The 23953-nt window shown below is 63.5% G+C and carries 22 protein-coding genes and 1 tRNA gene; 11 read left to right on the top strand and 12 right to left on the bottom strand.

Translation table 11 applies throughout. The features are described 5' to 3' along the window. The first annotated feature begins 67 nt into the window (after window positions 1–67). Window positions 68–991 carry an RluA family pseudouridine synthase gene (locus tag ACFI9K_RS12005; protein WP_462663705.1) on the top strand — a complete coding sequence of 308 codons (924 nt, stop codon included), beginning with the start codon at window positions 68–70 and terminating at the stop codon, window positions 989–991. A gap of 17 nt (window positions 992–1008) precedes the next feature. Here the strand turns inward: ACFI9K_RS12005 and ACFI9K_RS12000 are convergent, their stop codons facing one another. The 3 genes from ACFI9K_RS12000 to ACFI9K_RS11990 all read right to left on the bottom strand — a co-directional run bounded on the left by ACFI9K_RS12000 (window position 1009) and on the right by ACFI9K_RS11990 (window position 2524). Beyond that, window positions 1009–1821, bottom strand: coding sequence for a formate/nitrite transporter family protein (locus ACFI9K_RS12000; RefSeq protein ID WP_462663875.1), 813 nt, complete (start codon window positions 1819–1821; stop codon window positions 1009–1011). 124 nt (window positions 1822–1945) lie between these two features. After that, a tRNA-Ser gene (locus ACFI9K_RS11995) sits at window positions 1946–2035 on the bottom strand. Between the two features lie 45 nt (window positions 2036–2080). Then, a complete protein-coding gene (locus ACFI9K_RS11990; RefSeq protein WP_462663704.1) occupies window positions 2081–2524 on the bottom strand; it encodes a MarR family winged helix-turn-helix transcriptional regulator in 444 nt (147 codons plus the stop codon). Window positions 2525–2670: 146 nt separating this feature from the next. Here ACFI9K_RS11990 and mgrA point away from each other — a divergent pair, with 146 nt between their 5' ends. Then, on the top strand, window positions 2671–3705 hold the full coding sequence (gene mgrA / locus ACFI9K_RS11985; protein WP_462663703.1) for an L-glyceraldehyde 3-phosphate reductase: 1035 nt from the start codon (window positions 2671–2673) through the stop codon (window positions 3703–3705). A gap of 175 nt (window positions 3706–3880) precedes the next feature. After that, window positions 3881–4870: an NAD(P)H-quinone oxidoreductase gene (locus ACFI9K_RS11980; RefSeq protein WP_462663702.1), complete on the top strand. Its 990-nt coding sequence runs from the start codon at window positions 3881–3883 to the stop codon at window positions 4868–4870. A 104-nt stretch (window positions 4871–4974) separates the two neighbouring features. Here the strand turns inward: ACFI9K_RS11980 and ACFI9K_RS11975 are convergent, their stop codons facing one another. Continuing rightward, on the bottom strand, window positions 4975–6180 hold the full coding sequence (locus ACFI9K_RS11975; RefSeq protein ID WP_462663701.1) for a cysteine desulfurase-like protein: 1206 nt from the start codon (window positions 6178–6180) through the stop codon (window positions 4975–4977). 194 nt (window positions 6181–6374) lie between these two features. Here ACFI9K_RS11975 and ACFI9K_RS11970 point away from each other — a divergent pair, with 194 nt between their 5' ends. From ACFI9K_RS11970 to ACFI9K_RS11950, 5 genes are all read left to right on the top strand, one after another. Further along, entirely contained in the window at window positions 6375–6956 is a 582-nt protein-coding gene (locus tag ACFI9K_RS11970) for a bacterial proteasome activator family protein (RefSeq protein ID WP_462663700.1), read from the top strand. A gap of 81 nt (window positions 6957–7037) precedes the next feature. Beyond that, complete coding sequence (wzm, locus tag ACFI9K_RS11965) at window positions 7038–7919, top strand: galactan export ABC transporter permease subunit Wzm/RfbD (RefSeq protein WP_462663699.1); 882 nt, start codon at window positions 7038–7040, stop codon at window positions 7917–7919. A gap of 18 nt (window positions 7920–7937) precedes the next feature. Then, complete coding sequence (gene wzt / locus ACFI9K_RS11960; protein WP_462663874.1) at window positions 7938–8750, top strand: galactan export ABC transporter ATP-binding subunit Wzt/RfbE; 813 nt, start codon at window positions 7938–7940, stop codon at window positions 8748–8750. Continuing rightward, on the top strand, window positions 8731–9645 hold the full coding sequence (glfT1, locus tag ACFI9K_RS11955) for a galactofuranosyltransferase GlfT1 (RefSeq protein ID WP_462663698.1): 915 nt from the start codon (window positions 8731–8733) through the stop codon (window positions 9643–9645). Before wzt ends, glfT1 begins: the two co-directional genes overlap by 20 nt. A gap of 52 nt (window positions 9646–9697) precedes the next feature. After that, entirely contained in the window at window positions 9698–10561 is an 864-nt protein-coding gene (locus ACFI9K_RS11950; RefSeq protein WP_462663697.1) for a TylF/MycF/NovP-related O-methyltransferase, read from the top strand. On the opposite strand, the gene ACFI9K_RS11945 is transcribed toward ACFI9K_RS11950, so the two are convergent. From ACFI9K_RS11945 to ACFI9K_RS11925, 5 genes are all read right to left on the bottom strand, one after another. Continuing rightward, window positions 10562–12451, bottom strand: a complete 1890-nt coding sequence (locus ACFI9K_RS11945) for a glycosyltransferase (RefSeq protein ID WP_462663696.1) — start codon at window positions 12449–12451, stop codon at window positions 10562–10564. 137 nt (window positions 12452–12588) lie between these two features. After that, entirely contained in the window at window positions 12589–13422 is an 834-nt protein-coding gene (locus ACFI9K_RS11940; RefSeq protein ID WP_462663695.1) for an alpha/beta fold hydrolase, read from the bottom strand. Continuing rightward, window positions 13419–14021 (bottom strand): TetR/AcrR family transcriptional regulator, encoded by a 603-nt coding sequence (locus ACFI9K_RS11935; protein ID WP_462663694.1) that lies wholly within the window; start codon window positions 14019–14021, stop codon window positions 13419–13421. The genes ACFI9K_RS11940 and ACFI9K_RS11935 overlap by 4 nt, the downstream gene beginning before the upstream one ends. After that, window positions 14022–15809: an N-acyl-D-amino-acid deacylase family protein gene (locus ACFI9K_RS11930; protein WP_462663693.1), complete on the bottom strand. Its 1788-nt coding sequence runs from the start codon at window positions 15807–15809 to the stop codon at window positions 14022–14024. It lies immediately after the preceding gene. A gap of 73 nt (window positions 15810–15882) precedes the next feature. Continuing rightward, window positions 15883–16683, bottom strand: a complete 801-nt coding sequence (locus tag ACFI9K_RS11925; protein ID WP_462663692.1) for a glycosyltransferase — start codon at window positions 16681–16683, stop codon at window positions 15883–15885. Between the two features lie 94 nt (window positions 16684–16777). On the opposite strand from ACFI9K_RS11925, the gene ACFI9K_RS11920 reads away from it, so the two are divergent. Next, window positions 16778–18946, top strand: coding sequence for a hypothetical protein (locus ACFI9K_RS11920; protein WP_462663691.1), 2169 nt, complete (start codon window positions 16778–16780; stop codon window positions 18944–18946). Here the strand turns inward: ACFI9K_RS11920 and ACFI9K_RS11915 are convergent. Together ACFI9K_RS11915 and ACFI9K_RS11910 are read right to left on the bottom strand one after the other, a co-directional pair. Continuing rightward, window positions 18940–19896 (bottom strand): Gfo/Idh/MocA family oxidoreductase, encoded by a 957-nt coding sequence (locus tag ACFI9K_RS11915; RefSeq protein ID WP_462663690.1) that lies wholly within the window; start codon window positions 19894–19896, stop codon window positions 18940–18942. The genes ACFI9K_RS11920 and ACFI9K_RS11915 overlap by 7 nt on opposite strands. Further along, complete coding sequence (locus ACFI9K_RS11910; RefSeq protein WP_462663689.1) at window positions 19896–21002, bottom strand: DegT/DnrJ/EryC1/StrS family aminotransferase; 1107 nt, start codon at window positions 21000–21002, stop codon at window positions 19896–19898. The genes ACFI9K_RS11915 and ACFI9K_RS11910 overlap by 1 nt, the downstream gene beginning before the upstream one ends. 167 nt (window positions 21003–21169) lie before the next feature. On the opposite strand from ACFI9K_RS11910, the gene ACFI9K_RS11905 reads away from it, so the two are divergent. Continuing rightward, window positions 21170–21895 carry a DapH/DapD/GlmU-related protein gene (locus tag ACFI9K_RS11905; protein WP_462663688.1) on the top strand — a complete coding sequence of 242 codons (726 nt, stop codon included), beginning with the start codon at window positions 21170–21172 and terminating at the stop codon, window positions 21893–21895. Then, window positions 21892–22884 (top strand): lysylphosphatidylglycerol synthase transmembrane domain-containing protein, encoded by a 993-nt coding sequence (locus ACFI9K_RS11900; protein ID WP_462663687.1) that lies wholly within the window; start codon window positions 21892–21894, stop codon window positions 22882–22884. The genes ACFI9K_RS11905 and ACFI9K_RS11900 overlap by 4 nt, the downstream gene beginning before the upstream one ends. Here the strand turns inward: ACFI9K_RS11900 and rfbB are convergent. Next, window positions 22881–23888 (bottom strand): dTDP-glucose 4,6-dehydratase, encoded by a 1008-nt coding sequence (gene rfbB, locus ACFI9K_RS11895; RefSeq protein ID WP_462663686.1) that lies wholly within the window; start codon window positions 23886–23888, stop codon window positions 22881–22883. The two genes, ACFI9K_RS11900 and rfbB, sit on opposite strands and share 4 nt — an antisense overlap. Window positions 23889–23953: the final 65 nt, after the last annotated feature.

Here is a 23953-nt window from a genome sequence, read left to right as displayed (position 1 = left end):
TTGTGCGGGCACATCATCGCGAAATGCCTGCACAAGTGCGATCTCGACAAGCCGATACGCTCACCCGGTGAGACGACGCCAGCAACCTCCCCTGGCGAAGCGACACGGCCTGGACCCCGCCCGCATCCGAATGCCCGAGGACGGCACCTGGCCCACCGTCCGCGAGTTCCTGACTGCGACCGAGCTACGAATTCCCCCGAACCGGATCGACGAGATGTTCGACGCCGGCGAGATAGTCGACATGGCCGGCCCCCTCTCCTCGGACGCGCCGTACACCGCCGGTGAGGCAGTCTGGTTCCACCGCGACCTTCCGACGGAAACCGTTGTGCCGTTCGACATCTCGATTGTGCACCGCGACGACGCGCTCCTGGTGATCGACAAGCCGCACTTCTTACCGACCATCCCCCGCGGCGGACACATCCTGCAGACCGCGCTGGTCCGATTGCGTATGCAACTCGATCTGCCGCAACTGGTCCCCGCCCACCGATTGGACCGTGTCACCGCAGGCTTGGTCTTGTTCGTCGTCGATCCGGCACTTCGTGGCGCGTATCAGACGCTGTTCCAGGATCGAAAGGTTCACAAGGAGTACGAAGCCGTCGCATCGTACGACCCCACGCTGACCCTACCCACCGTCGTCCGCAGTCGAATCGTCTCGGAGAGAGGTCAATTCACGGCTCACGAGGTCCCCGGAGAACCCAACGCGCACACCACCGTCGAGCTTCTGGACCATCGTGACGGACTCGGCCGCTATCGACTGACACCGTTGACCGGGCGCACCCATCAGCTGCGATTGCACATGAATTCCCTCGGTGTGCCGATCGTCGGCGACGACCTCTACCCGACGGCCACCAACCGGCCCGTCGACGATTTCACCGAACCGCTTCAATTACTCGCCAGTGCAATCGAATTCACCGATCCGATCTCGAAATCGACGCGACGCTTCGAGACCGGGTTGAGCTTGCAGCGTTGGGTGTCGACTGTCGGGCCGTGACTTCCGACGCCGCTTCGCTACTCGGGATCGGTCTGTCGTTCGGACTTCACGAGCTCTTTAGTGCGCACCAGACGCAACGCGGTGACCAATACGACGCCTCCGATGATGTTGAACAGCACCGTATATCCGAACCATTCGATCCACGCGAGGTAACTCACGTCGGCACCTGCGTGGATGGCCCCGAAGATCAGCAGGGAATCGAGAATCGAGTGGAACAACTGCAGTCCGGCCAGTAGGAAACCTGCTGCCATGGCGGCAACGATCCGCGCCACGTCGGAGTTCGTACCCTGCTGCATACGGGTCAGCAACGTCATCGTGCTGCCACCGAGAACAGCCAGGCAGATGGACTGCAGGTTCAGCGGTGCGTCGACGAAATGATGCGCTGACTCGGACAACACCTCGAGCCACTGCGGAAACGCGTGCGCTATCAACCACATCACGAACCAACCGCCGAAGAGATTGGCCAGCAGTGTCCCAACCCAGAGTTTGGCCAACTGCAAGGGCGTTCCGTCGCGGGCCACCACCGCCGCGATCGGCATCAAGAAGTCCTCGGTGAACAGCTCACCGTGTGCGAGATAAATTGCCACCAGGCCGATGCCGAACGCCAGGCCCGCCAGCAGGTGACTGTCGGTCTCGTCCAATACCGCGAGATACGCCATCACACCCAGAGCAACTTCGAGCCCGCCGAAGAACCCGGTGATCAGAACTGTGCGCACGGTGCGGTGCAAGCGCTCGGCACCCTCCGTTACGACAGCATCGAAACTCTCCTCCAGTTCCTCTTCCAGAGGCCCATCGTTGTCGCCGTCGTTGCGCCGCGCTTCTTCGCTCATCAGCAGGTAGTACCCATTGAGCCGGAATCGAATACCAGCGCGTCGGCATTCGACGTCGCTCAGATCGTTCAGATGTGAAAACACCCGCCCCACCCTCGCGGGTGGACCGGGTGTGAAGAACATCTGGCGGAAGCGGAGGGATTTGAACCCCCGGACGCTTTTACACGTCTCTCGCTTTCAAGGCGAGTGCATTGGGCCGCTCTGCCACGCTTCCGTGTGCGATCTTAAACGGCTGGGCGGCCCGACTCCCAATCGCCCCTCATCGTCGTGGTGCCACTGCGGAGGTGCGCGTCGCGGCGTCGACCTTCTCGAAGATGTCGCCGAGCACATCGAGCTCCCGCGGAGTGAGCAGATCGACGAGGTGCCGACGCACACTGCGGACGTGAGTGGGTGCCGCCTCCGCCAATCGCCGACGGCCTTCCTCGGTGATCACCGCGAGCACCCCTCTGCCGTCGTCGACACAGGTGCTGCGAGTGACCATGTCCTGAACTTCCATTCGCCTGATCTGATGCGTCAGACGACTTCTCGAAGACAGGACACCATCGGCCAGCTCGCTCATCCGGATCGAGCCGTCGACCGACTCCGACAACATCACCAGAATGCGGTACTCCGCCATCGACAGATCGTGGCCGTCCTGCAGATCCTTGTTCAGTACCCCCATCAATCGTTGCCCGCCGTCGACATAGGCGCGCCATGCTCTCATTTCCGCAGTGTCGAGCCACTGCGGGTCCCCCCCGGAACCAATGGCTAGTTCGGCCGTCACCCGAGACATCTTAGGCAAGAAATCTACCCACCAGTAGCTTGCACTGGTTGAATGTTCGATTCGCGTCGGAGACTTATGGTCGAGTTATGACAGATCCCAACATCGACCCCCCGTACGTTGCCGCAGCCGACAGATACGAGTCCATGCAGTTCCGTCGACTGGGGTCGCGTGGACCGACGCTCCCGGCAATCTCGTTGGGGTTGTGGCACAACTTCGGCGACGACGTGCCGCTGATGAACCAGCGCGCGATCCTCCGTCGTGCCTTCGATCTCGGAATCACGCACTTCGATCTGGCCAACAACTACGGCCCGCCGTACGGCAGCGCGGAAAAGAATTTCGGCCGCATCTTCTCGGAGGATTTCGCGGGTTATCGCGACGAGTTGATCATTTCCAGCAAGGCGGGCTGGGACATGTGGCCCGGCCCCTACGGCTTCGGCGGCTCGCGCAAGTACCTGCTGTCCTCGTTGGACCAGTCGTTGACGCGCATGCGCCTGGACCACGTCGACATCTTCTACAGCCACCGTCCCGACCACGACACCCCCATCGAAGAAACCGCTGGAGCGTTGATCAGCGCAGTACAGCAGGGCAAGGCCCTGTACGCGGGCATCAGCTCGTACAAGCCCGAGGGCACGCAGAAGATGGCGGACCTACTCGCCGATGCGGGTGTTCCCCTGTTGATCCACCAGCCCAGCTACTCGATGGTCAACCGCTGGATCGAGCCCGAGCTACTCGGCACCCTCGACGCGATCGGCGCAGGCGTCATTGCGTTCTCCCCCTTGGCCCAGGGAATGCTCACCGACAGGTACCTCGACGGTATTCCGGCGGATTCGCGAGCAGCACAGGGCAAGTCGTTGAACCCGGATTGGCTCACCGACGAGCACACCGGGCACCTCCGGGCCTTGAACGACATCGCGGCCACTCGCGGCCAGTCCCTCGCACAACTCGCGCTGAGTTGGGCGCTGCGCGACCCGCGGGTGACGTCGGTGCTGATCGGCGCATCGAGCGTCGCACAGCTGGAGAACAACGTGGCCGCGCTGGACAACCTCGACTTCACCGACGACGAGCTCGGGCAGATCGACCGACACGCTGAGGACTTCGGGATCAATCTCTGGGACCTGTAGGGATACTCACGGCAGTGGTGCGACTCTGTCTGCGGGTCGTTCCGCAGGCTCCACTCCGGGGTGTCCCCTGGCGGAGCGCACCACTGCTCGTCTGGGTCGTTCCGACACGCTCCACTCCTCGTCCGGGTCGTTCCGACAGGCTCCACTCCTGCCGCCGGAGGCGCATTATGGAGACATGCATGCCATCACACTGAAAGAGTTCGGCGATCCCGACGTCATGGAATGGACCGAGGTTCCGGACCCTCGTCCGGGTCGCGGGCAGGTGATCGTCGACGTCTCGGCCACCGCCGTCAACCGTGCCGATCTGATGCAGCGTCAGGGCAACTATCCGCCGCCGCCGGGTGCCAGCGACATTCTCGGTCTCGAGTGCTCGGGAATCATCTCCGAACTCGGCGAGGGTGTCAGCGGCTGGAAAGTGGGCGACAAGGTCTGCGCATTGCTGGCCGGCGGCGGTTATGCGGAGCAGGTCGCTGTGCCCGCCACTCAGCTGTTTCCGATTCCGGATGGCCTCGATCTCCATGTGGCAGCGGCACTCCCGGAGGTCGCATCCACGGTGTGGTCCAACCTGGTGATGGATGCACACATGCGCTCGGGCCAGGTACTGCTCATCCACGGTGGGGGTAGCGGAATCGGTACGCACGCAATCCAAGTGGCCAAGCAGATGGGCGTCACTGTTGCCGTCACCGCCGGCTCGAAGTACAAGCTGGACATGTGCGCAGACCTCGGAGCAGACATTCTAGTCGACTACAAGAATCAGGACTTCGTCGACGAAATTCGTTCGCGGACAGACGATCACGGAGCAGACCTGATCCTGGACAACATGGGCGCGAAGTACCTCGATCGCAATCTCGACGCCCTGGCCATGGACGGCACCGTCGTCACCATCGGGATGCAGGGCGGAGTGAAGGGCGAGCTGAACTTCGGCAAACTCCTCGCCAAGCGCGGATCGGTGCACGCGGCCGGGTTGCGCGGGCGACCGGAGACCGGGCCGTCGAGCAAGGCGAACATCGTTGCGGACATGACCGAGCACCTGTGGCCGATGATCTCCGAGGGACGAGTCACCGCCGTCGTACACGCCGAGATCCCGATAACCGAAGCGGCACAAGGTCATCGGATGCTCGACGAGGCCGAGACCATCGGAAAGGTCATCCTGCGCGTGCAGTGATGTACGCCTGAGGTCGTGCGTGGAACTTCGTAGTGGGCTACGAGGCCGGAGTGGAGCCTGCGGAACGACCCGGAAGCACCTCACTCACAAGCGGCGCAGCCGCTCTAGAGGGCGAGTGCGGTGAGCGCTTTGACGAGCTGATCGATCTCGTAGCGGGTGGTGTACGGGGCCAGGCCGATGGAGACGGCACCACCCTCGTCGTTGACACCGAGCGCGTCGAGCAGACGGCTGCCGCCGTGCACTCCGCTGACACTGCCGATTCCCGCCTGCGCCAGTTGCTCGGACACCTTCACCGCGGGCACACCCTCGACCGTGAAACTCACGGTGGGGACCCGCGTGGGTGCATTGCCCAGCACCATGACGTGATCGAGCGATTCCAGCGCCTTCATCAGGTAGTCGAAAAGCCCGTCGTGGTAGTGCTGCAGCGATCCGATCGAGAGTTCGAGGCGCTCACGACGGGTACCCGTTGCGGCGTCGTCGAGATTGGCCAGGTAGTCGATCGAGGCCACCACGCCGGCCAACAACGCGTACTGGTGACTGCTGACCTCGAGCCGCTCGGGCCCCTTCGCCGACGGGTTGAGCGACATCGACGGCAGTTGTTCCAGCAGCGTCGGATCACGGAAGATCAGCGCGCCGACGGACGGGCCACCCCACGCGGCAGCGTCGATCGCGACGACGTCGGCTCCGAGTTCCTTGATGTCGACATGCGCGTACGGAGCGGCTCCGGCCGCATCGACCACGATCAAACCGCCGACCTCGTGCACCAAATCGGCGGCAACCCTGACATCGGGTGCGCTCCCCACGATCGGCGACGCCGCAGTGACCGCGACGAGCCTGGTGGTGGAGGTGATGAGTTCGTCGAACTGCCAGGTGGGCAGCTCGCAGGTATCGATTTCGACTTCGGCCCATTTCACGTGCGCGCCGGTGCGGCTGGCCACCCGCAGCCACGGCGCAACATTCGCTTCCTCGTCCAGACGGGAGAGCACCAGACCTGTTCCCAGACCGAGCCGCGAACTCATCGACTCGGCGAGCCACGACAACAGCGTCGCGCGATCCGGTCCGATGACGACCCCGGACGGGTACGCACCCGTCAGATCGGCGATCGCCACGCGCGCGGATTCGAGCAGAGAAGCACTTCGCTTCGCGGCGGTGTTGCCGGCCGAGTGGTTCGACGCACTGTGCCGGAACGCCGTGGACACCGCCGTCGACACCCGATCAGGAATCAACATTCCCAGCTGAGGGTCCAGATGAATCCACCCGTCACCGAGGGAGGGAATGGACCCTCGTACCCGCGCGACGTCGTAACCCATGCCGGACACTCTAAGCGCCGACCGGTGAAGCATGTGTTCCACGTCCCGATTCGCCAGGGAAAGATTGCCCACTGCGCACGCTCGATCCTTCCCTGCTTCTGCTGATTCCCGACGAACTACTGTTCCTGACGACCGAACCAGGATAATCGGCCCGGACGATCGCGCAACGACGAGCAACGGGTAAAGATGGATACATGACCCAATCCGAGTCGAACAGTGCCCCCGACGACCACGTCGTCGTGATCGGCCCCAACGGAGAACCGCTCGCGCTGAGCCGCGAGGAAGCCACCGCCGCCGCCGCCCGCGCCGCCGGATCGTCTGCCGAGAAGGATTCGGACGACGGGTCGGGCCTGTCGGAGATGGTCGAGCAGCCCGCCAAGGTGATGCGCATCGGCACGATGATCAAGCAATTGCTCGAAGAAGTACGTGCCGCACCGCTCGACGACGCCAGCCGGACGCGTCTGAAAGAAATCCACAAATCGTCCATCCAGGAACTCGAACAGGGCTTGGCACCGGAACTGCGCGACGAGCTCGAGCGTCTGGTGCTCCCCTTCGGCGACGACGTCGTCCCCACCGACGCCGAACTGCGCATCGCGCAGGCTCAGCTCGTCGGCTGGCTGGAAGGCCTGTTCCACGGCATCCAGACGGCACTGTTCGCGCAGCAGATGGCTGCGCGAGCACAGCTGGAGCAGATGCGTCAGGGCGCATTGCCTCCCGGTGTGATGCCCGCGCCCGGCGGTGGCCACGGCGGGAGCGGTACCGGCCAGTACCTGTAGAAGCCTGCGGAATGAGCCTCGGCGTCGCGAGTGCAGCCTGCGGAATGAGCCAGGGAGATTCGGCGGGTAGTGTCGACCGTCGTGTCGGCACCAGCGAAGGATCCCGAGAGCGAGGCAGGAGAACAGATGCCTGCTCCCGTTTCGGACTCACAGACTTATCGGCGCGCGTTCGGTGATCTGCGTACCGGTTTCGCTCAGCGTGAATTGTGGCTGCATCTGGGCTGGCAGGACATCAAGCAGCGCTACCGACGGTCGGTGATCGGTCCGTTCTGGATCACCATCGCCACCGGCGTGCAAGCCATCGCCATGGGTTTGCTGTATTCGGTTCTGCTCAACATCGATCTGCGCGAGTTCCTGCCGCACGTCACCGTCGGCTTGATCGTCTGGAACCTCATCAGTGCCGCGATCCTCGAAGGTGGAGACGTCTTCGTTGCCAACGAGGGCCTGATCAAGCAGCTGCCGAGCGCCCTGAGCGTGCACGTGTACCGGTTGGTGTGGCGTCAGCTCTTGCTGCTCGGCCACAACCTGCTGATCTACGTGATCATCATCGCGATCTTCTGGCCTGAAGGCGGGCTGCACTGGACGGCAATTTTCGCGATCCCAGCGTTGGCGTTGATTCTGCTCAACGCCGTGTGGGTGTCGATCCTGTTCGGCATCATCGCCACCCGCTACCGCGACATCGCCCCGATCCTCGGCAGCTTCGTCACCTTGATGTTCTTCATGACTCCGATCGTGTGGACCACCACAGGTCTGCAGCAGATGGGCGGCGAGGCCGCGAACCGCGCGAAACTCGTCGAGATCAACCCGCTGTTCCACTACCTCGACATCATCCGCGCCCCCCTGATCGGCGAGGATCAGCAGGCGTACCACTGGTACATCGTGCTCGGATTCACCGTCGTCGGCTGGGCGCTGGCCATTCTCGCTCTCAAGAAGTACCGGGCCCGCGTGCCCTACTGGGTATAGGGGTCTTTCGAGTTGTCCATCAGCATCAGCACCCACGACGCCTGCGTCGACTTCCCCATCTTCGACGCGAAGACGCGTTCCCTGAAGAAGGCGTTCCTCGGCAAGGCCGGCGGTGCCATCGACCGGAACTCCTCCGACGTCGTCGTCGTCGAAGCCCTCAAGAACATCACGATGAATCTGAAGGACGGCGATCGCGTCGGCCTGGTGGGTCACAACGGCGCGGGCAAATCGACACTGCTGCGGCTGCTCTCGGGCATCTACGAGCCGACGCGAGGCAGTGCCACCATTCGCGGCCGCGTCGCGCCGGTGTTCGATCTGGGCGTCGGTATGGACCCGGAGATCTCCGGCTACGAGAACATCATCATCCGCGGCCTGTTCCTCGGCCAGACACGCAAGCAGATGCTCGCCAAAATGGACGAGATCGCCGACTTCACCGAACTCGGTGACTACCTCGACATGCCGCTGCGCACCTACTCGACGGGTATGCGGGTGCGCGTCGCAATGGGCGTCGTCACCAGCATCGACCCCGAGATTCTGCTGCTCGACGAGGGCATCGGGGCCGTCGACGCGGAGTTCATGAAGAAGGCCCGGCACCGACTGCAGCAGTTGGTGAAGCGCTCGGGAATCCTGGTGTTCGCCAGCCACTCCAACGAATTCTTGGCTCAGTTGTGCGACTCCGCGATGTGGATCGATCACGGTCAGATCCGGCAGCAGGGCGGCATCGAGGACGTCGTACGGGCATACGACGGCGATGACGCGGGAGACCACGTCGCACAGATCTTGAAAGAGATCGAGCGGGAAGACGGACCTGATGGGCAAGCCGGTGCCTGATCGGATTGTCGGGGTCATCGTGACGCACAAGCGTCGTGAGTTGTTGGCTCTGTCGTTGGACGTGATCGGTGCTCAGACGCGTCCGCTCGATCATCTGGTCGTCGTCGACAACGCCGACGAGCCTGCTGTACGCGAGCTGGTGGAGTCGACGGCCCTGCCGACGACCTACCTCGGCTCGCAGCACAACCTGGGCGGCGCAGGCGGATTCGCTCTCGGCATTCTCTATGCCCTGTCCCTCGGCGCGGACTGGGTGTTTCTCGCCGACGACGACGGCCGACCCGAGGGCCCGAAGGTGCTCGAAACCCTCTACGACTGCGCGCTCACTCACGGACTCGACGAGGTCTCCCCCGTCGTCTGCGACATCGACGATCCGGATCGTTTGGCGTTCCCGCTGCGCCGGGGCGTCGAGTGGCGTCGCCTTCGCTCGGAGTTGATCGACCCGGCGCATCCCGAGGACGATCTGCTCGAAGGCATCGCATCGCTGTTCAACGGTGCCCTGTTCAAGGCGTCGACGATCGATGCGGTGGGCGTACCCGATCTGCGGCTGTTCGTGCGCGGCGACGAGGTGGAAGTACACCGCCGATTGCAGCGCTCGGGCCTGAAGTTCGGAACGTGCCTCACTGCCGCCTACGTGCACCCGAACGGGGCCGAGGAGTTCAAGCCGATCCTGGGTGGCCGGATGCATACGCAGTACCCGGAGGATGCAACCAAGCGCTACTTCACGTACCGCAACCGCGGTTACCTGATGTCGCAGCCCGGTATGCGAAAGCTGTTGCCGCAGGAGTGGATTCGCTTCACTTGGTTCTTCCTGATCACCACGAGGAACCCGCGCGGTCTGGCGGAGTGGTTCCGGCTTCGTGGACTCGGACGGCGGGAACATTTCCGTAGGCCCTGACGCCGTCCGGCAAGGGGTGCGCGGACCGGCGTGAAACCGCTACCGTGTGCGCATGACGGAACCTCGCTCGCTCGCGGATCGCATCAAGTCGTCGGCACGGGAGAAACTGCAACGGGCAATCGGCGAGGTTCTGGCGCAACAGACGGCGCAGCTCGCCGAGCAGACCGGCGATCAGCAGGCGCAGTTGATGGAGCTGCTCGAACGTCAACGTCGTGAGATCGACGACCTGCACGCTTTCATTCGAGGTCTCGAGATGCGGATGCGTCGCGACATCCCGTACGCCTCCGATGTAGAGGCGGCCGCGCAGAGCGCCGAGTTCGCCGAAGAGATGATGCCGCAGGCACCGACCTTCCTCCGGCCACACGCCACGCTGCGTTTCGCGCTCGGCGAGGTGTCCATCCGCGGTATGGCGCTCGAATTCGGTGTTGCCAGCGGCACGACGCTCGAGATCATCGCCGAGGAATTGGCGACGCGTAAGGACATCACCGTCGTAGCCGGATTCGACGTGTTCTCCGGTCTACCCGAGACCTGGCGTACGGGCTTCCCGAAGGGCCTGTTCGAGCAGGACACCATCCCCGAGGTACCGGGCGCGCAGATCGTTCCCGGACTGTTCGAGGATTCGCTGCCGGGATTCCTGAAGGGCCACCACGAGAAGTTGGCGTTCCTGCACCTCGACGCCGACCTGTACTCGTCGACGGTCACAGTGCTGGATCTGGTGGCCGATCGACTCGCGGTGGGCACCGTCATCGTGTTCGACGAGTACTTCAACTTCCCCGGGTGGCGCAACCACGAGTACCGAGCGTGGACGGAATTCGTCGCACGCACCGGCACCGAATTCGACTACCTGGGCTACACCGCCGACAACGAGCAGGTCGTCGTGCGCATTCGCACGGCACCCAAGGTTCGCTCGAAATAGCTACTGCCCGTACAGACGAGCCCAGTTCTCGCGACTGGTGAGCTGCGGGACGGCGGAGCGGTACGAGGCAGCGACGGTGGGTGTCTCGGTGCGCAGACGCTTGAGTGCCGCCACTCCGCGCTTGAGCAGCTGCACCGCATGTTCCTTGTTGCGCTGACGAACTCGGACGCCTTCTTGCGAGCGGTCGGTGACGATCGCGTGGGAGAACAGCGAGACGTGCCACCAGTGCGCGTCGTCGGCCGAGATGGCAACGGGGCCTGGATCGACCGTGCCGCGCCACTGGTTGAGGACGCGCTTGGCGAGCACGGCGAATTCGAGTTTGGTGTTGGGCGTCGGGCCGGCCGGGGTGATGAACATATCGGCCGGACGCACACCTGGAACGTCATTGGCGTTGTGCCGCTTGGTTTCCCCGTATGCCGCGCGCTCGCGCCGAATGGCACCGGCCGCGTCCATGCCGCCGTCGAGCAGATACTCCGGGCCGGCCAGGAAGTCTTCGACGGCTTTGATCAGCGTGTACGCCATGCCGTACTGCATCGACACCAGGTAACGAAGCAGGTCGGTGAACAACTGCTTGGCGAGCGCCTTACCGTCGAGTTCGATGTGCAGGGCGGCGGTGATCATGCCGTTGCGCAGGTTGAAGTAGCGGTGCCACTCGTCCCAATCCTTCCACGCGAAGTCGGCGTGCCACACCGCTGCGCCGGGCAACGTGATGGTGGCGAATCCGTTTGCACGCGAACGGTATCCATACTCGATATCGTCCCATTGGAAGAACAGCGGCAACGGGTACCCGACCTGTCCGACGATCTCGGACGGGATGAGGCACGACCACCAGCCGTTGTATCCGGCGTCGACGCGGATGTCCTGCTGTCGCTTGCGCTTGAATGCGCTCTTGTCCGATACCGCGTTCTTGACGTGGATTCCGGCCTCGAGCTTCTGCAGGTTGGCCACCTCGGCACCGACGTGCACGCGGTCGGGGTGCAGGAGGTACAGCATCTGGGCACCGATGATCGCGGGCTCGACGGTCATGTTGGCGAACGAGTTCATCCGCACGATCGCCTCGGGCTCGCACAGCACGTCGTCGTCCATGAAGATCACGTTGGCCGGATCGCCGCCCTTGCCCTGCACCTCGTAGAGGCCACGGGTGAACCCGCCGGCTCCACCGAGATTGGGCTGGGTGATGTAGACCAGCTTGTCGCCGAGCTCGGCCGCGACGCGCTGGAACTTCTCGCGCGTCTGCACCTGATCGGTGCCTTGATCGACCACGTAGACGTTGTCGACGCCCAGCAGAGCGATCGGATCGTCGGCCATGGCCGCGACGGTGTTGGCGCAGTCGTCGGCGCGGTTGAACGTGCAGATCACCACCGAGGTGGGTCGTAGCTTCTCGGGAGCGGCGACGGTCCACTCCGCGTCCTGCACCGACAGCTCGCTGGACGTCGTGGTGAAGCGAACGAACAGTGCGCCACCGTCGAGGAACTGCGTGGTCGCTACAGGAACGGACAGTCGCGTCGACGCGTTCGCAGAATCGACGGTGGTGCTGGCCATCGTTCGCTCGTGGCCCTTGTAGTCGGTGGCCACCAGATCCACTCGTCCCGCGCCCGCGACGGTGGCCTGGAACACCACCTCGGTCACTGTGGTCCACCGCTGCCAGTAACTGGCAGGGAACCGTCCGAAGTAACTGTTGGTGTGTACGACGCTGCGCTTGGCGATCCGAATGCCGGTGCGGGTGCGCTCGGCATTGCCCTTGCGGACCTCGCTGTACATGTCTGCGCTGACCAGGGGCGAGGGGCCGTCGAACAGGAGCCTCTGGACTGTCAGTTCGGCCGCGTCGTCACCGCCGGCGGCAGCCGGCACGTCCGAGGAGCCGAGACGATCGAGAGCAGTGCCGTCCATACCGAGAAATACCCCATCCAGTTCGAGTAGTGACAGTTCGAGCGATCACAGGTGTGGCCGTAGCGAGAAGAAGACCACTGACCATGGTCGCACAGCCCACGCTGGATCCGTCCGACGCTCGCCGCACTGCCCGCCACCTACTCCCCTTTTGCCACCCTCTCCATCAGCACGCGAGCGGCCTCGGCCGGGTGCGTGTACGGCCACCAGTGGCCCGCATCGACGTACTCGACGCGCAGGTCGGGGACCCATCGATCGAGACCCTCGGTGAGGTTCGTCGACAGCATCGGGTCGTGTGTCGGGACCACCACGGTGGTCGGGACGACGCATCGCGGATCGGGTCCGCTGAGCACACGCCGCAGCACGTTGGCCCGGTACAGCGCGATGCCGCGCTGTTGGTCGGCCACTGTGGGAGTCGGCTCGCCCTCTGCCTGTAATCGTGCCAACCACCCCGGTACGCGACCACTCAGAACGGGAATGTGGAACCCGAAGACGTACCAGGACCGGGCCAACTGCCCCAGCAACGACGGCCATCGATGCGGACGCACCAGTCGCGACCGCGCCACCTGCCGTAGATGATCGAGACTCGGTCCCGATACCGAGGTGTACGACGCGAAGACGGCGGCGGCGCGTGGTGAGGCCATCGCCTCCCACATCTGGACCGATCCCCAGTCGTGGGCGAAGACGTGCACCCTCCCCGACAGACCGGGGATGGACTCCACCACCGCGAAGGCGTCCCGCGCCAGTTGTTCGATGGCCACGTCTGCCGCAGGCCCCAGCCGGGACGCTCCGCTGCCTCGAGTGTCGTACGCGATCACCCGAACTGCGTCGCCGAGCTCGGCGATCAGTGGATCGAACACATGACGATTGTCGGGATAGCCGTGCACCAGCAGCACTGTGGACTTCGCCGCCGGGTTCCCGTACTCGACGACGGGAAGCTCGGCACCGGATATCCGCACCGTCCAGCCGGTCATCCCGCTTCGATCAGGGCATCGAGGCTGCCGCCGCGCAGCAGGTGCGCAATCATCTTCAGCCGCATGGCCTCCTGCTCGGGTTGCGGATGCACTACCGCTGCCAACGCCTCACCGTCCAGCAGATGCACCACGGTGAAGATCACCGTCTCCAGCTGCCGTGGCTCTATCACTCCAGCGATCGGTAACGTGCGAGCAAGTTCCGAAATCTGCTCGTGATAGCGAACGGTGAACGGCTGCAGCCTCTCTCGTAGCTCCAGGTCGCTGCGGGCAGCGGTGAGCAGCTCGTACCAGGCACCGTTGATCGGGGCGCGACACGCCGCCCTGAGCAGTTCGAGACAGTGCTCGATCGATGCATTTCCGAAACCGGACAGGCCGTGGCGAAACTCCACGAACTGACGGCGGCGAACCTCGTCGGCCGCGGCGACGATCAGGTCGAGTCTGGTGTCGAAGTGCCGAAACATGGCGCCGGACGACACTCCTGCGCGGCTGACGATCTCACTGACACTGGTTGCGGCGTAGCCCTTCTCACAGAGCGATGCGATGGTTGAATCGAGCAGCTTCCCGATGGTCTCGGTACGACGCTCCTGCTGACTCGCCACTCACACCCGCTCTCGGCGTCGCGGAGCCGTGGGAGTGCCCGCCCGCAGGAAACTACCGGCCCGCTCCGATACCCCGAACCAGGGCGCAAACGTGCCCTCGGAGAACACCACTCGGCCGGCGACCAGAGTCGCGGTGACTGCGCGATCGTTGCGGTTCACCATTCGGCTCAGGCCACCGAACTCCGGCATGATCTGCTCCCGGTAGGCCAGCACCTCCTCGTCCAAGCCCGCTGGATCGATGACCACGATGTCCGCGCGATCACCCACCCGGATATGCCCGGCATCCACACCGTAGAAGTCGGCCAGCTCGCCGCTGAGCTTGTGCACGGCCTTCTCGACGGTCATGAACGGCGTGCGATCGCGCTGCGCGTCGTGCACCCGGTGCAGCAACCGGATACCGAAGTTGTAGAACGCCATGTTGCGCAGATGAGCACCGGCATCGGAGAAGCCGACGGTCACCCCGGGCTGGTTGATCAGCTTGTCCATCTGACGCTTGCGATGGTTCGCAACCGTGGTGTGCCAACGCAGCTTTCGGCCGTGCTCGACCACCAGATCGAGGAACGCGTCCACTACGTGCACACCGCGCTCGGCCGCGACCTCCGCGACGTTCTTTCCGACGACCGACGCGTCGGGGCATTCGGTGATCTCGGCGTCGGCAAAATCTCGATGCCAGACGCGTGAGCTGAACTTCTTCTCGAAATCGGCACGGAACCAACGGCGGTAGGCCTCGTCGGAGAGCAACTCGTTGCGTCCCAACTCTTCTCGTAGATGAAGCGCCGCTCGGCCCGAACCGAACTCCTCGAACACCACGAGATCGATGCCGTCGGAGTACACGTCGAACGTCGTGGGCAGATGCTGCCAACGGAACTGCCCCTTGCCCGGCCCGTTGACGATCCGGGCCAGCGGACCGAAGACGCGGTGAATCCAGGGCGACGCCTTGGCATCGGCCGCCGCCAGCAGCGAGATCTTCAGCGGAGTGCGACCGATACCGGTGCCCGAGGCGAGGAAGAACAACATGTCGTACTTGGTGTTCAGGTTCGGAATGCTCTGCAACAACCGCCCGCGTCGGCGCAGAATCTTGTGCAGAGAACGGAATTCGCTCCACCTCGCATACGAGGACGGCAGCGAACGGGATCGATACCTGTCTCCGTCCAGCTTGTCCCACGGGTTCGTCATGGTCGACATTCCGAGCATCCCAGCATCGAGTGCCTGCTCGAGCGCATCGGACATGGCACGCCACTCCTCACGAGTGGGCTTCTGACTACGGTCGGTCGAGCGATCCAACCCCATCACGTGTGCGCGCAGATCCGAATGCCCTACCAGAGCAGCGATATTGGGGCCGAGGGGTAGGCGCTCGAGCGCCGCGATGTACTCGTCGGGACTTGTCCACGTTTTGTGCGTGTCGACCGCTTTGAGCACATGATCTCGTGGGAGGGCCTCGACCCGACTGAACAGATCCGCAATATCGACCGGCGTCGAGTAGAGCGTCGACAACGAACAGTTGCCCAGGAGAACCGTCGTGACCCCGTGCCGGACGGACTCTTCCAGCCCCGGACCGACGAGCACCTCCGCGTCGTAATGCGTATGCACGTCCACGAAGCCCGGCGTGACCCACTTACCGGTGGCGTCGACCACCTCGGTCGTCGCGCCCACCTCGAGCGGCGTGGATGACACAGCCCGCACGACACCGTCGACGATGCCCACATCGGCCCGCACTCCGGGACCGCCGGATCCGTCGTAGACCGTGCCACCGGTGATGACGACATCGAAAGGAATGCTGGGGCTCATGTGACCTCCGTCATAGAATGACGAAACTCTAACTTAGAGAGTGGTCACTCGCAATAGCCCTGATCGGCACGCCTCAGGCGTCGACGGCCTGACGGCCGGCTCTGGCCGCCGCGAGTAGTTCGTGACGCCGCCCTCGCAACGACAGCAGGCCCCTGGCCATCTTCACGACGTCCCCGAAAGAAACCCGGCTGGGCTCGCTCCGGTGCGACTCGGACAGGCGGACCGGCAGCTCCACGGGACGGACACCGGCCAATTCCACCGCGTAATCCAGCTCGGTGGTGAACAGGAAGCCCGGTTCGATCAGCTGCGGAGCCACCGCCCGCAAGAGGGTGCCGTCGACGATGAACGTTCCTTGCGGATCCTTCGTTCGGGTACCGAGCACGATTCTGCGGAGCGACGTGAAGCCGAAGGTCATCACTGCGCGAAGTAGTCCGCGTTGCACCGCAGACTCGGGGTGCGCCTTGGAGCCGATCGCCACCAACGGTGTCGTCCCGGTTTCGGAGGCCCATTGCGCAGCCGCGTTCAGATCGTCGAACCCGAACGGAAGATCGTCGGCGGTCAACAGGACGCTGTCACCGCGAGACTGCTCGACGCCGAGCCGAAGCGCGTTACCCATCCCCTTGGCACTGGTCAACACCGACAGCGCGACGGTGGGATGCGTCCAGTCGGCCGCAAGGCGAGCGCAGATCTCGGCGGTGGAGTCGGTCGAACCGTTCTCGATCACGATGATCTCTGCCGGCCGTCCGGACAAATACTCGACGAAAGCGTCGACAGTGGATTCGATGACTCGGGCGGAATTGTGGGCCGGTATGACCACCGACAATTCGACCGCGTCCGGCCGCGAACTCGGAGCGGGACCAGAGAACACCGTCACCCTTTCAGCGCCTGTCGGATACTGCGAACGGACCGAACACTACGCTGCAACGGACTGTCCGATGCTCACCGACCATCACCGACGAAGGCGTTTCGTGAATTTAGATCGCCCCTGGGCGGAGCGGATACTCCCGCCCGCGGTTCTGGCCCTCGCCGTCGCACTGGCTGCGGCGGTACCCATGCTCACGAACCGGTGGTTCTACTACTGGGACGACAGCGCAGCGGCGTTCACACCAGGCTGGCGGGTCATCGGCGAGCGACTGCTGTCGGGATCGTGGCCGACGCTCCTGCCCGAACTCTGGGCCGGCGGAAACGTCACCGCCGAAGCCCTCTACGGCACCTACAATCCGCTGCTGTTGGCCGATTCCGCGTTGATCGCGGCAGTTCCGAATCTGGCCATCGGCATCACCGTGGTCAAGATGCAGTTCATGGCGATTCTCGCTGTCGGCGTCTATCTCCTGGCAAAGCAGTACGGAGCAAGAACGTCGATGGCGTTCGTGGCCGGTTTCGCGATGCCGTTCGCCGGCTACACGCTGTACTTCGATGCCTCCAGTTGGGCGTCAGGCCTGTTCGCCTTCGCGTGGATCCCGCATGTCTGGTGGTCCACGCGGTCCGCTGCCCTCGGCCGAGTCAATCCCATCGTTCCCATCTTCTTTGGCTTCATGGCCATGACGACCGGCAATCCGTACGGTGCCGTCGCGGTGGGGGTCGTCTATATTGCCGTCATTGCCGAAGTCATCGCTCTCGGCAAGGCTCGCAGAATTGCCTCGTTGATCATCAGCGGACTGTCGATCCTGGCGATGTCACTGATCGTCTACCTTCCGCTCGCCTTCACCACCGATGTGTCGGTGCGAAACCAGTCCGGAGTGTCCAACGACGGAACCCTCCGGCCCGGACTGGGCGATCTGATCAACGTCAGCAGCCCGACTCATCTGCCGATGGTCGAGTCGTTCGGTGCCAGCTTCATGACCGTCCCCATCGGCTACCTGGTGTGGTTTCTCGTTCCGTTGAGCCCGTGGATCAAGTGGCGCACTCTCGGCAACTTGAAGAAGAGTGCAATATCCCTGGCCGTCTTCGCCGGCGTCTACGCGGTGCTGCTACTCGGGCCGTCGAACCTGTGGCTGTTCCGATGGCCCATCAGGCTGATCGAGTACGGTCAACTGCCCCTGTTGGTCGTCACCGCCGTTGCGGCCAGCGCAGGATTGCACCGCGAGAGGATCAGACTACGAGTCTCGCTCACAGCGGTCCTACTGGTACTGCAGTTCTATCTGGCGTGGTCGAGTGTTCCGGACGACCTCGGTATCCATGCCTTGGCACTGTTGGTTTGCGGTCTGCTGACGATTGCTGCTGTCACCGCAGCTTTTCGAGCACCACGCGTCTTCGGCGGCGTCCTCGTCGCGGGAATCGTGGCCACACTTGCGCTGCAGACGAACGCGTGGTTCCTCAGCAACGACAACGTCACACCGTGGCGCTTCCCTCGCCAAGTCGCATTCTTGGAAGACCGACTCGACAGTAGGTACACCGGCAACACCTTCGCGATCGCCGACACGAAATCCATCCCCACCGACGATCCCACGTCGCAATGGGGCGACTTGGTGTTCGGCAATACGTGGCAGGCCTCGGGCGTGGACGCGGTGAACAGCTATGCGGGAATCAGTTACGAGGACTTCGTCGACGCGTTGTGTCTGAACTACTACGGCGGAGTGACTTGCCCCGACGCAGTGGACCGGTTGATGGCAACGGCACCCGGAACAGATGTGTCGTGGGCGGATGCGCTCAGACTCGACACCATCATCGTTCAGAACAGTGGACCGTACGGTGATCTACACGCATTCGACGCGCTTCCACGCGATCGATGGATGACCACCAACTCCGACGTTGTCACCATCGCGCGGCGCAACACGCCACTACTGTGGCCGGATGGGCGACTGTCCGCCGTCGGCGACGGAGTCACCGTCCTTGACGACGATGCAGAGACAGACACCCGAGAGACTCTGCAGTACAACGGCTCCGGAGTTGCGACGTTCGCATTGCTCGCGTGGCCCGGTTGGACGGCGACCGTGGACGGTGCCCCCGCCGAGGTACGCGCGACCGAGGGAGGATTACTTCAGGTGGTCCTGCCCGAAGGCGGCAACACTGCGACGATCGAGTACACGCCGCCGGGCACCACCGGCGGTGTGGCACTCGCCGCAGGCGGTCTCCTGGTGGCGCTTGCGCAATCGGTCGTGGTCGGCGTAAGACGACGCCGACCGGTCGATCAGTGAGCTGCCGACCGCGTCGCTTCGTCCACAGCGCGGTGCGCCGGCAGAATCGAGTCACGCTCCGCAGCAACATCTCCTGATCCGGCAACAAGATCCAAGAAGTGATTCAGCTGGGCCGAGAGCGGCTCCTCGCTGTACCTGATGGTGGGGATTTCGATGATCGTCTGCTGCTGATATCCGTCTCGATCGGACGGCATGTCGTCGTCGATGTGGCGATAGACGGTGATGTCGCGGCGGAGCAGGTCGATTTCGATCAGCCGATCCGATTCGAGCAGCGCCAGCTGCCGAATCTTACGCTGACTGATGCGACTCGCCGAAATGGTTGCGACAGCACCTGATTCGAACCGCAAGATCGCATCTGCGCAATCCTCGGCATGGTTCTCTTTCGATGCGGGATGGAAGTAACCGAACTCCCCGGCCACGGACTTCGGCTCGGACCCGACGAAAGAGATGGCCAGATCGACGTCGTGAATGAGGAGATCGGTCGCTACTCCCGTCGAGATGCGCGACACGAAAGGAGAATGTCGAATACCGTTGACCTGCCATACATCGCCCGCGAACTCTCGTGCTGTACGCACCGCCGGGTTGAACCGCTCCAGCAAACCGCACATCAACGGAATATCGGCGGCCGCAGCCTTTCCCACCAGCTCTGCACTCTGCTCGTACGTGGCGGCCAAGGGCTTCTCGACCAACACGGGCTTGCCCAGTTCGAGAATTCTCGACGCGATGTCGTAATGAGCAGGGGTAGCGGCAGCGATGACCACCGCATCGATACCGGAGAGGTCGTCGAATTCCGCGGCCCAATCGCAGCCGAAGCGCTCGGCGACACCCCGACCTTGCTCTTCCCGTGGCTCGACGAGCACCGCCAGATCGCATCGATCCGACTGGGCGATGACCCTCGCATGCAAGGACCCCATGCGACCCGACCCGACCAGTGCAACTCGAGGATTCATCACTGTCCCATCGCCGAACGAACAGCCGACACGACGGTGTCGACTTCATCGACGGTCAAGTTCGCATGCACCGGAATGCTCAGGCACCGCCGCGAGACCGACGTAGCGACCGGCGTGTCCTCGATGAGGACGTTCGGGTGTTCGCGGTAGCAGTCGTAGTCGTAGGCGGTCTTCGGGTAGTAGATCCCGCTCCCTACGCCCGCATCGGCGAGGCGCGAGCTCAACTCGTCGCGGTCGATAGATGCATCCTCGTCGACCAGAACGGTGTACTGATGCCATACGTGGCCGCGGCGTTCGAGCTCGGCGGGCAGCGTGAGGCCGGTTACGTCCTTCAGCCCGGTCGTGAGCATGTCCGCGTTGCGACGACGCTGCTCGACCTGTGTCCGGTAGGCGGCCAACTGCGGCAAGCCGAGGCTCGCCTGTAGATCGGTCATCCGGTAGTTGTGGCCGACAACCTCGTACTGATAGCGCGCCCGCATTCCCTGGTTCCGCAGCACTCGCAGACGATCGGCGACGGCATCGTCGTCGGTGGTGATCATGCCGCCCTCGGCGGTGGTCAAGTTCTTCGTTGCGTAGAACGAGAAACAGCCGAGACCGAAAGTGCCGACGCCACGGCCGTCGAACGTGGCACCGTGCGCTTGAGCCGCGTCCTCCACGATCGCCAGACCGTGTTGCTTCGCCAGGTCACCGAGCGCACCCATGTTCGCTGCCTGACCGTAGAGATGCACCGGCATCAGCACGGCAGTGCGGTCGGTGATGCGTGACGCCGCATCGGCGGGATCGATATTGAAATCGTCAGCAGAGATATCGGCAAAACGGACAGTCGCACCCGCATCGAGAATTGCATTCAGCGTCGCGACAAAAGTGAATGGACTGGTCAAGACCTCGTCGCCGGGCCGCAGATCCTGAATTTCCAACGCCGCACCGAGAGCGGTCGTGCCATTGTTCACTGCCACCGCGTGGCCGGCACCGACGAGCTCTGCGAACTGCTCCTCGAAGCGCTTGACCTTGGGACCCTGCGCCACAATGCCCGAACGAAGGGTATCGAGCACTTCACGCTCGACATCCTCGCCGAAAACGACACTCGAAATTGCAATCACTGACATACCCCTCGGGCCGATCTGGGTGCGACGGAAAACCGTACCGATTCGCATCTTTGCCCGTTGACACTATCGCCTGGCACAAGGTCCCGGTCACAAGCCTTGCCGCGAGTAACGTTATTTTCTACAGCGGAGCAGTAAAACCATCCGAGACGTGGGAGGCCGATCAACCGGTGTCGAACGAACACGGGCAAGATTGCCGAATCCACGACTCGGCGGTGATCGGCGACGGAGTGCGTCTGGGGAATCGTGTCACTGTGGGTCCATTCGCAGTGCTCGTGGGCCCGGTAGAGATCGAAGATGACTGCTGGATCGGTGCGCACACCGTCATCGGCACACCTCCGGAGATTCTCGGGTTCGAGCACTTCACCTCCTACGCCGAGCGAAGCGCAGGATTCGGAGTGTTGATCGAACATGGCACGGTCATCAGAGAACTGACGACTGTGCACAAGGGCAGCGAACGGCCGACCATCGTCGGCGCAGAATCGTTCATCATGAACCGCATTTCGATCGAACACGACTGCCAACTCGGGGCCGGCACCGTTGCTGCCGCCGGAACTGCCTTGGCGGGTCACGTCACGCTGGGCCCCGGGTGCAACCTCGGGATGAACAGCACTGTCCACCAGCGTCTCGTCATCGGTGCCGGCGTGATGGTCGGAATGGGGTCGACCGTCACCAAGGATGTCCCGCCGTTCGCCACTGTTTTCGGCAACCCAGCGATACTGAAAGGCTCGAATTCCGTCGGTATGGCGAGGAAGGGACACGATGACGCTGAAATCGACGTTGTCTCGTCCGCCTATGCAGCAGCCCGGCTACCAGAGCTTGCCGCACTGGGCGGGGTCAGCGCCGCAGCTGTGGAATGGTGGCGGGGATTGGCCAAGAAGCCGCTGATCAAATGACAGACGAGGTAGCCGCTTCGCGCGGAAAGAAGATCGCGGGCAACGTGCTTCGGGTCGTCGTGACCGTGGCGATTGTCGTCGCCATCGTCTTGGCCGTGCGTTCGCAGTGGTCGGACGTTCGAGACACCATCGTTTCGCTGAAAGTCTGGTCTCTTCTCGGTTCCTCGCTGCTGGTGTTTCTCGGCATGGGAGCAGCGGTACGGGCCTGGCAGCACGCCCTCGGGGCGCTGGAGTATCCCATCCCGGCGTTCGACGCCGCCCGCTGTTACTTGGTGGGCCAACTGGGCAAATATCTGCCGGGTAGCGTCTGGGCGTTCGTCCTGCAGACGGAGTTGGTAAGACGCGCCGGGGTCACCCGAGCAGCGGGGTTCGTCGCCGTTCTCGTCACCGTAGGATTGAGTACGACATCGGCTCTCGTAGTCGGACTGCTAGGCCTTCCCGCGTTGTTCGACGTGAGCACTGTCGCCGCAGTGGCAGTCATCGTGTTGGTTCCCATCGCGCTGATCTGTGCGTACCCACCCGTTCTGACCCGGCTGGTCAACCTTGCACTGAAGCTTCTTCGTCGCGCTCCGCTGCAGTCCCCGCTGAGCATGCGAAAAATCGCCCTGTCGCTCGGTTGGTGTGCCGCGAGCTGGGTCCTCTACGGCACCCATTTGTGGATTCTTGCTTCGAGTTCCGCAGGCTTCCGGATCGGCGGGTTGGTCGAGTGCATCGGCGCACTCGCCCTCGGTATGTGCGCAGGAGTGCTCGTTGTCGTCGTGCCATCCGGCATCGGTGTACGCGAGGCCGTGGTGGTGGCCGCGCTGTCGCCGTACATGGACGCCGGCGTCGCCCTGGGCTTGGCCCTCGCATCCCGACTCGTCTTCACCTTGTGCGAAGTGCTGGCGGGTGTGATCGCCGCGGCATCAGGTTCGCGAGCACTCCGCAACATGCTGGTGCACAGCCACTCTCGCGTCCCGGCACCACAGAAACAGCCGACTGCCAACTAACGATTCACAACGGATTCCTTGGTCGCGTAGACGGCCTCGGTGGCATCCTTCTGCGGTCGCCACCACTGCTCGTTGTCGCGGTACCAGTCGACGGTGGCCTTCAACCCGGCGCGGAAGTCGACATAGTTTGGTGTCCAACCCAATTCGGTACGCAGTTTGGTCGAGTCGATGGCGTAGCGCAGGTCGTGGCCGGGTCGGTCGGTGACGAAATCGAATGCGTCGGGCTCGTGGCCGGTCTCTTCGAGGATCGCTTCGAGGACGGTGCGGTTGTTCGCTTCGCCGTCGGCTCCGATGAGGTAGGTCTCGCCGATGCGGCCGCCGTCGATGATGGCCCAGACGGCATTGTTGTGGTCGTCGACGTGGATCCAGTCGCGTACGTTCTGCCCGGCCCCGTAGAGCTTGGGGCGGGAGCCGCTGAGAATGTTGGTGATCTGACGGGGGATGAACTTCTCTACGTGCTGATACGGGCCGTAGTTGTTGGAGCAGTTGGAGATGGTGGAGCGGACGCCGAACGAACGGGTCCAGGCGCGGACCAGCAGATCGCTCGACGCTTTGGTGGACGAGTACGGGCTCGACGGGTTGTATGGGGTCGATTCGGTGAATCTGGCCGGGTCGTCGAGTTCGAGGTCGCCGTAGACCTCGTCGGTGGAGATGTGGTGGTAGCGGACGTCGTGTTCGCGGACCGCGTTGAGCAACGTGGTGGTGCCGATGACGTTGGTGTGGACGAATGGCCACGGGTCGGTCAGGGAGTTGTCGTTGTGGGATTCGGCGGCGAAGTGGACGACCAGGTCGGTCTCGCGGACGAGGCGGTCCACGAGATCGGCGTCGGCGATATCGCCGTGCACGAAGTCGATGCGATCGGCCACCGACTCGAGGGAGGCCTTGTTGCCTGCGTAGGTGAGCTTGTCGAGAACGGTGACCTGGGAGTCGGGACGCTGCGCGAGGGTCTGATGGACAAAATTCGCGCCGATGAACCCGGCCCCACCCGTGACGAGAATTCTCATGAACAGGCACTTTACCGGTGGAGGCTGCTGCGGGCCGTTCTTGTCTGCCGCACGTGCTAGCTTCT

This window comes from Rhodococcus sp. PSi06 (genome assembly GCF_054960675.1).
Note: the sequence above shows the minus strand (reverse complement) of the source record. Positions and strands in the feature narration are given on the sequence as shown.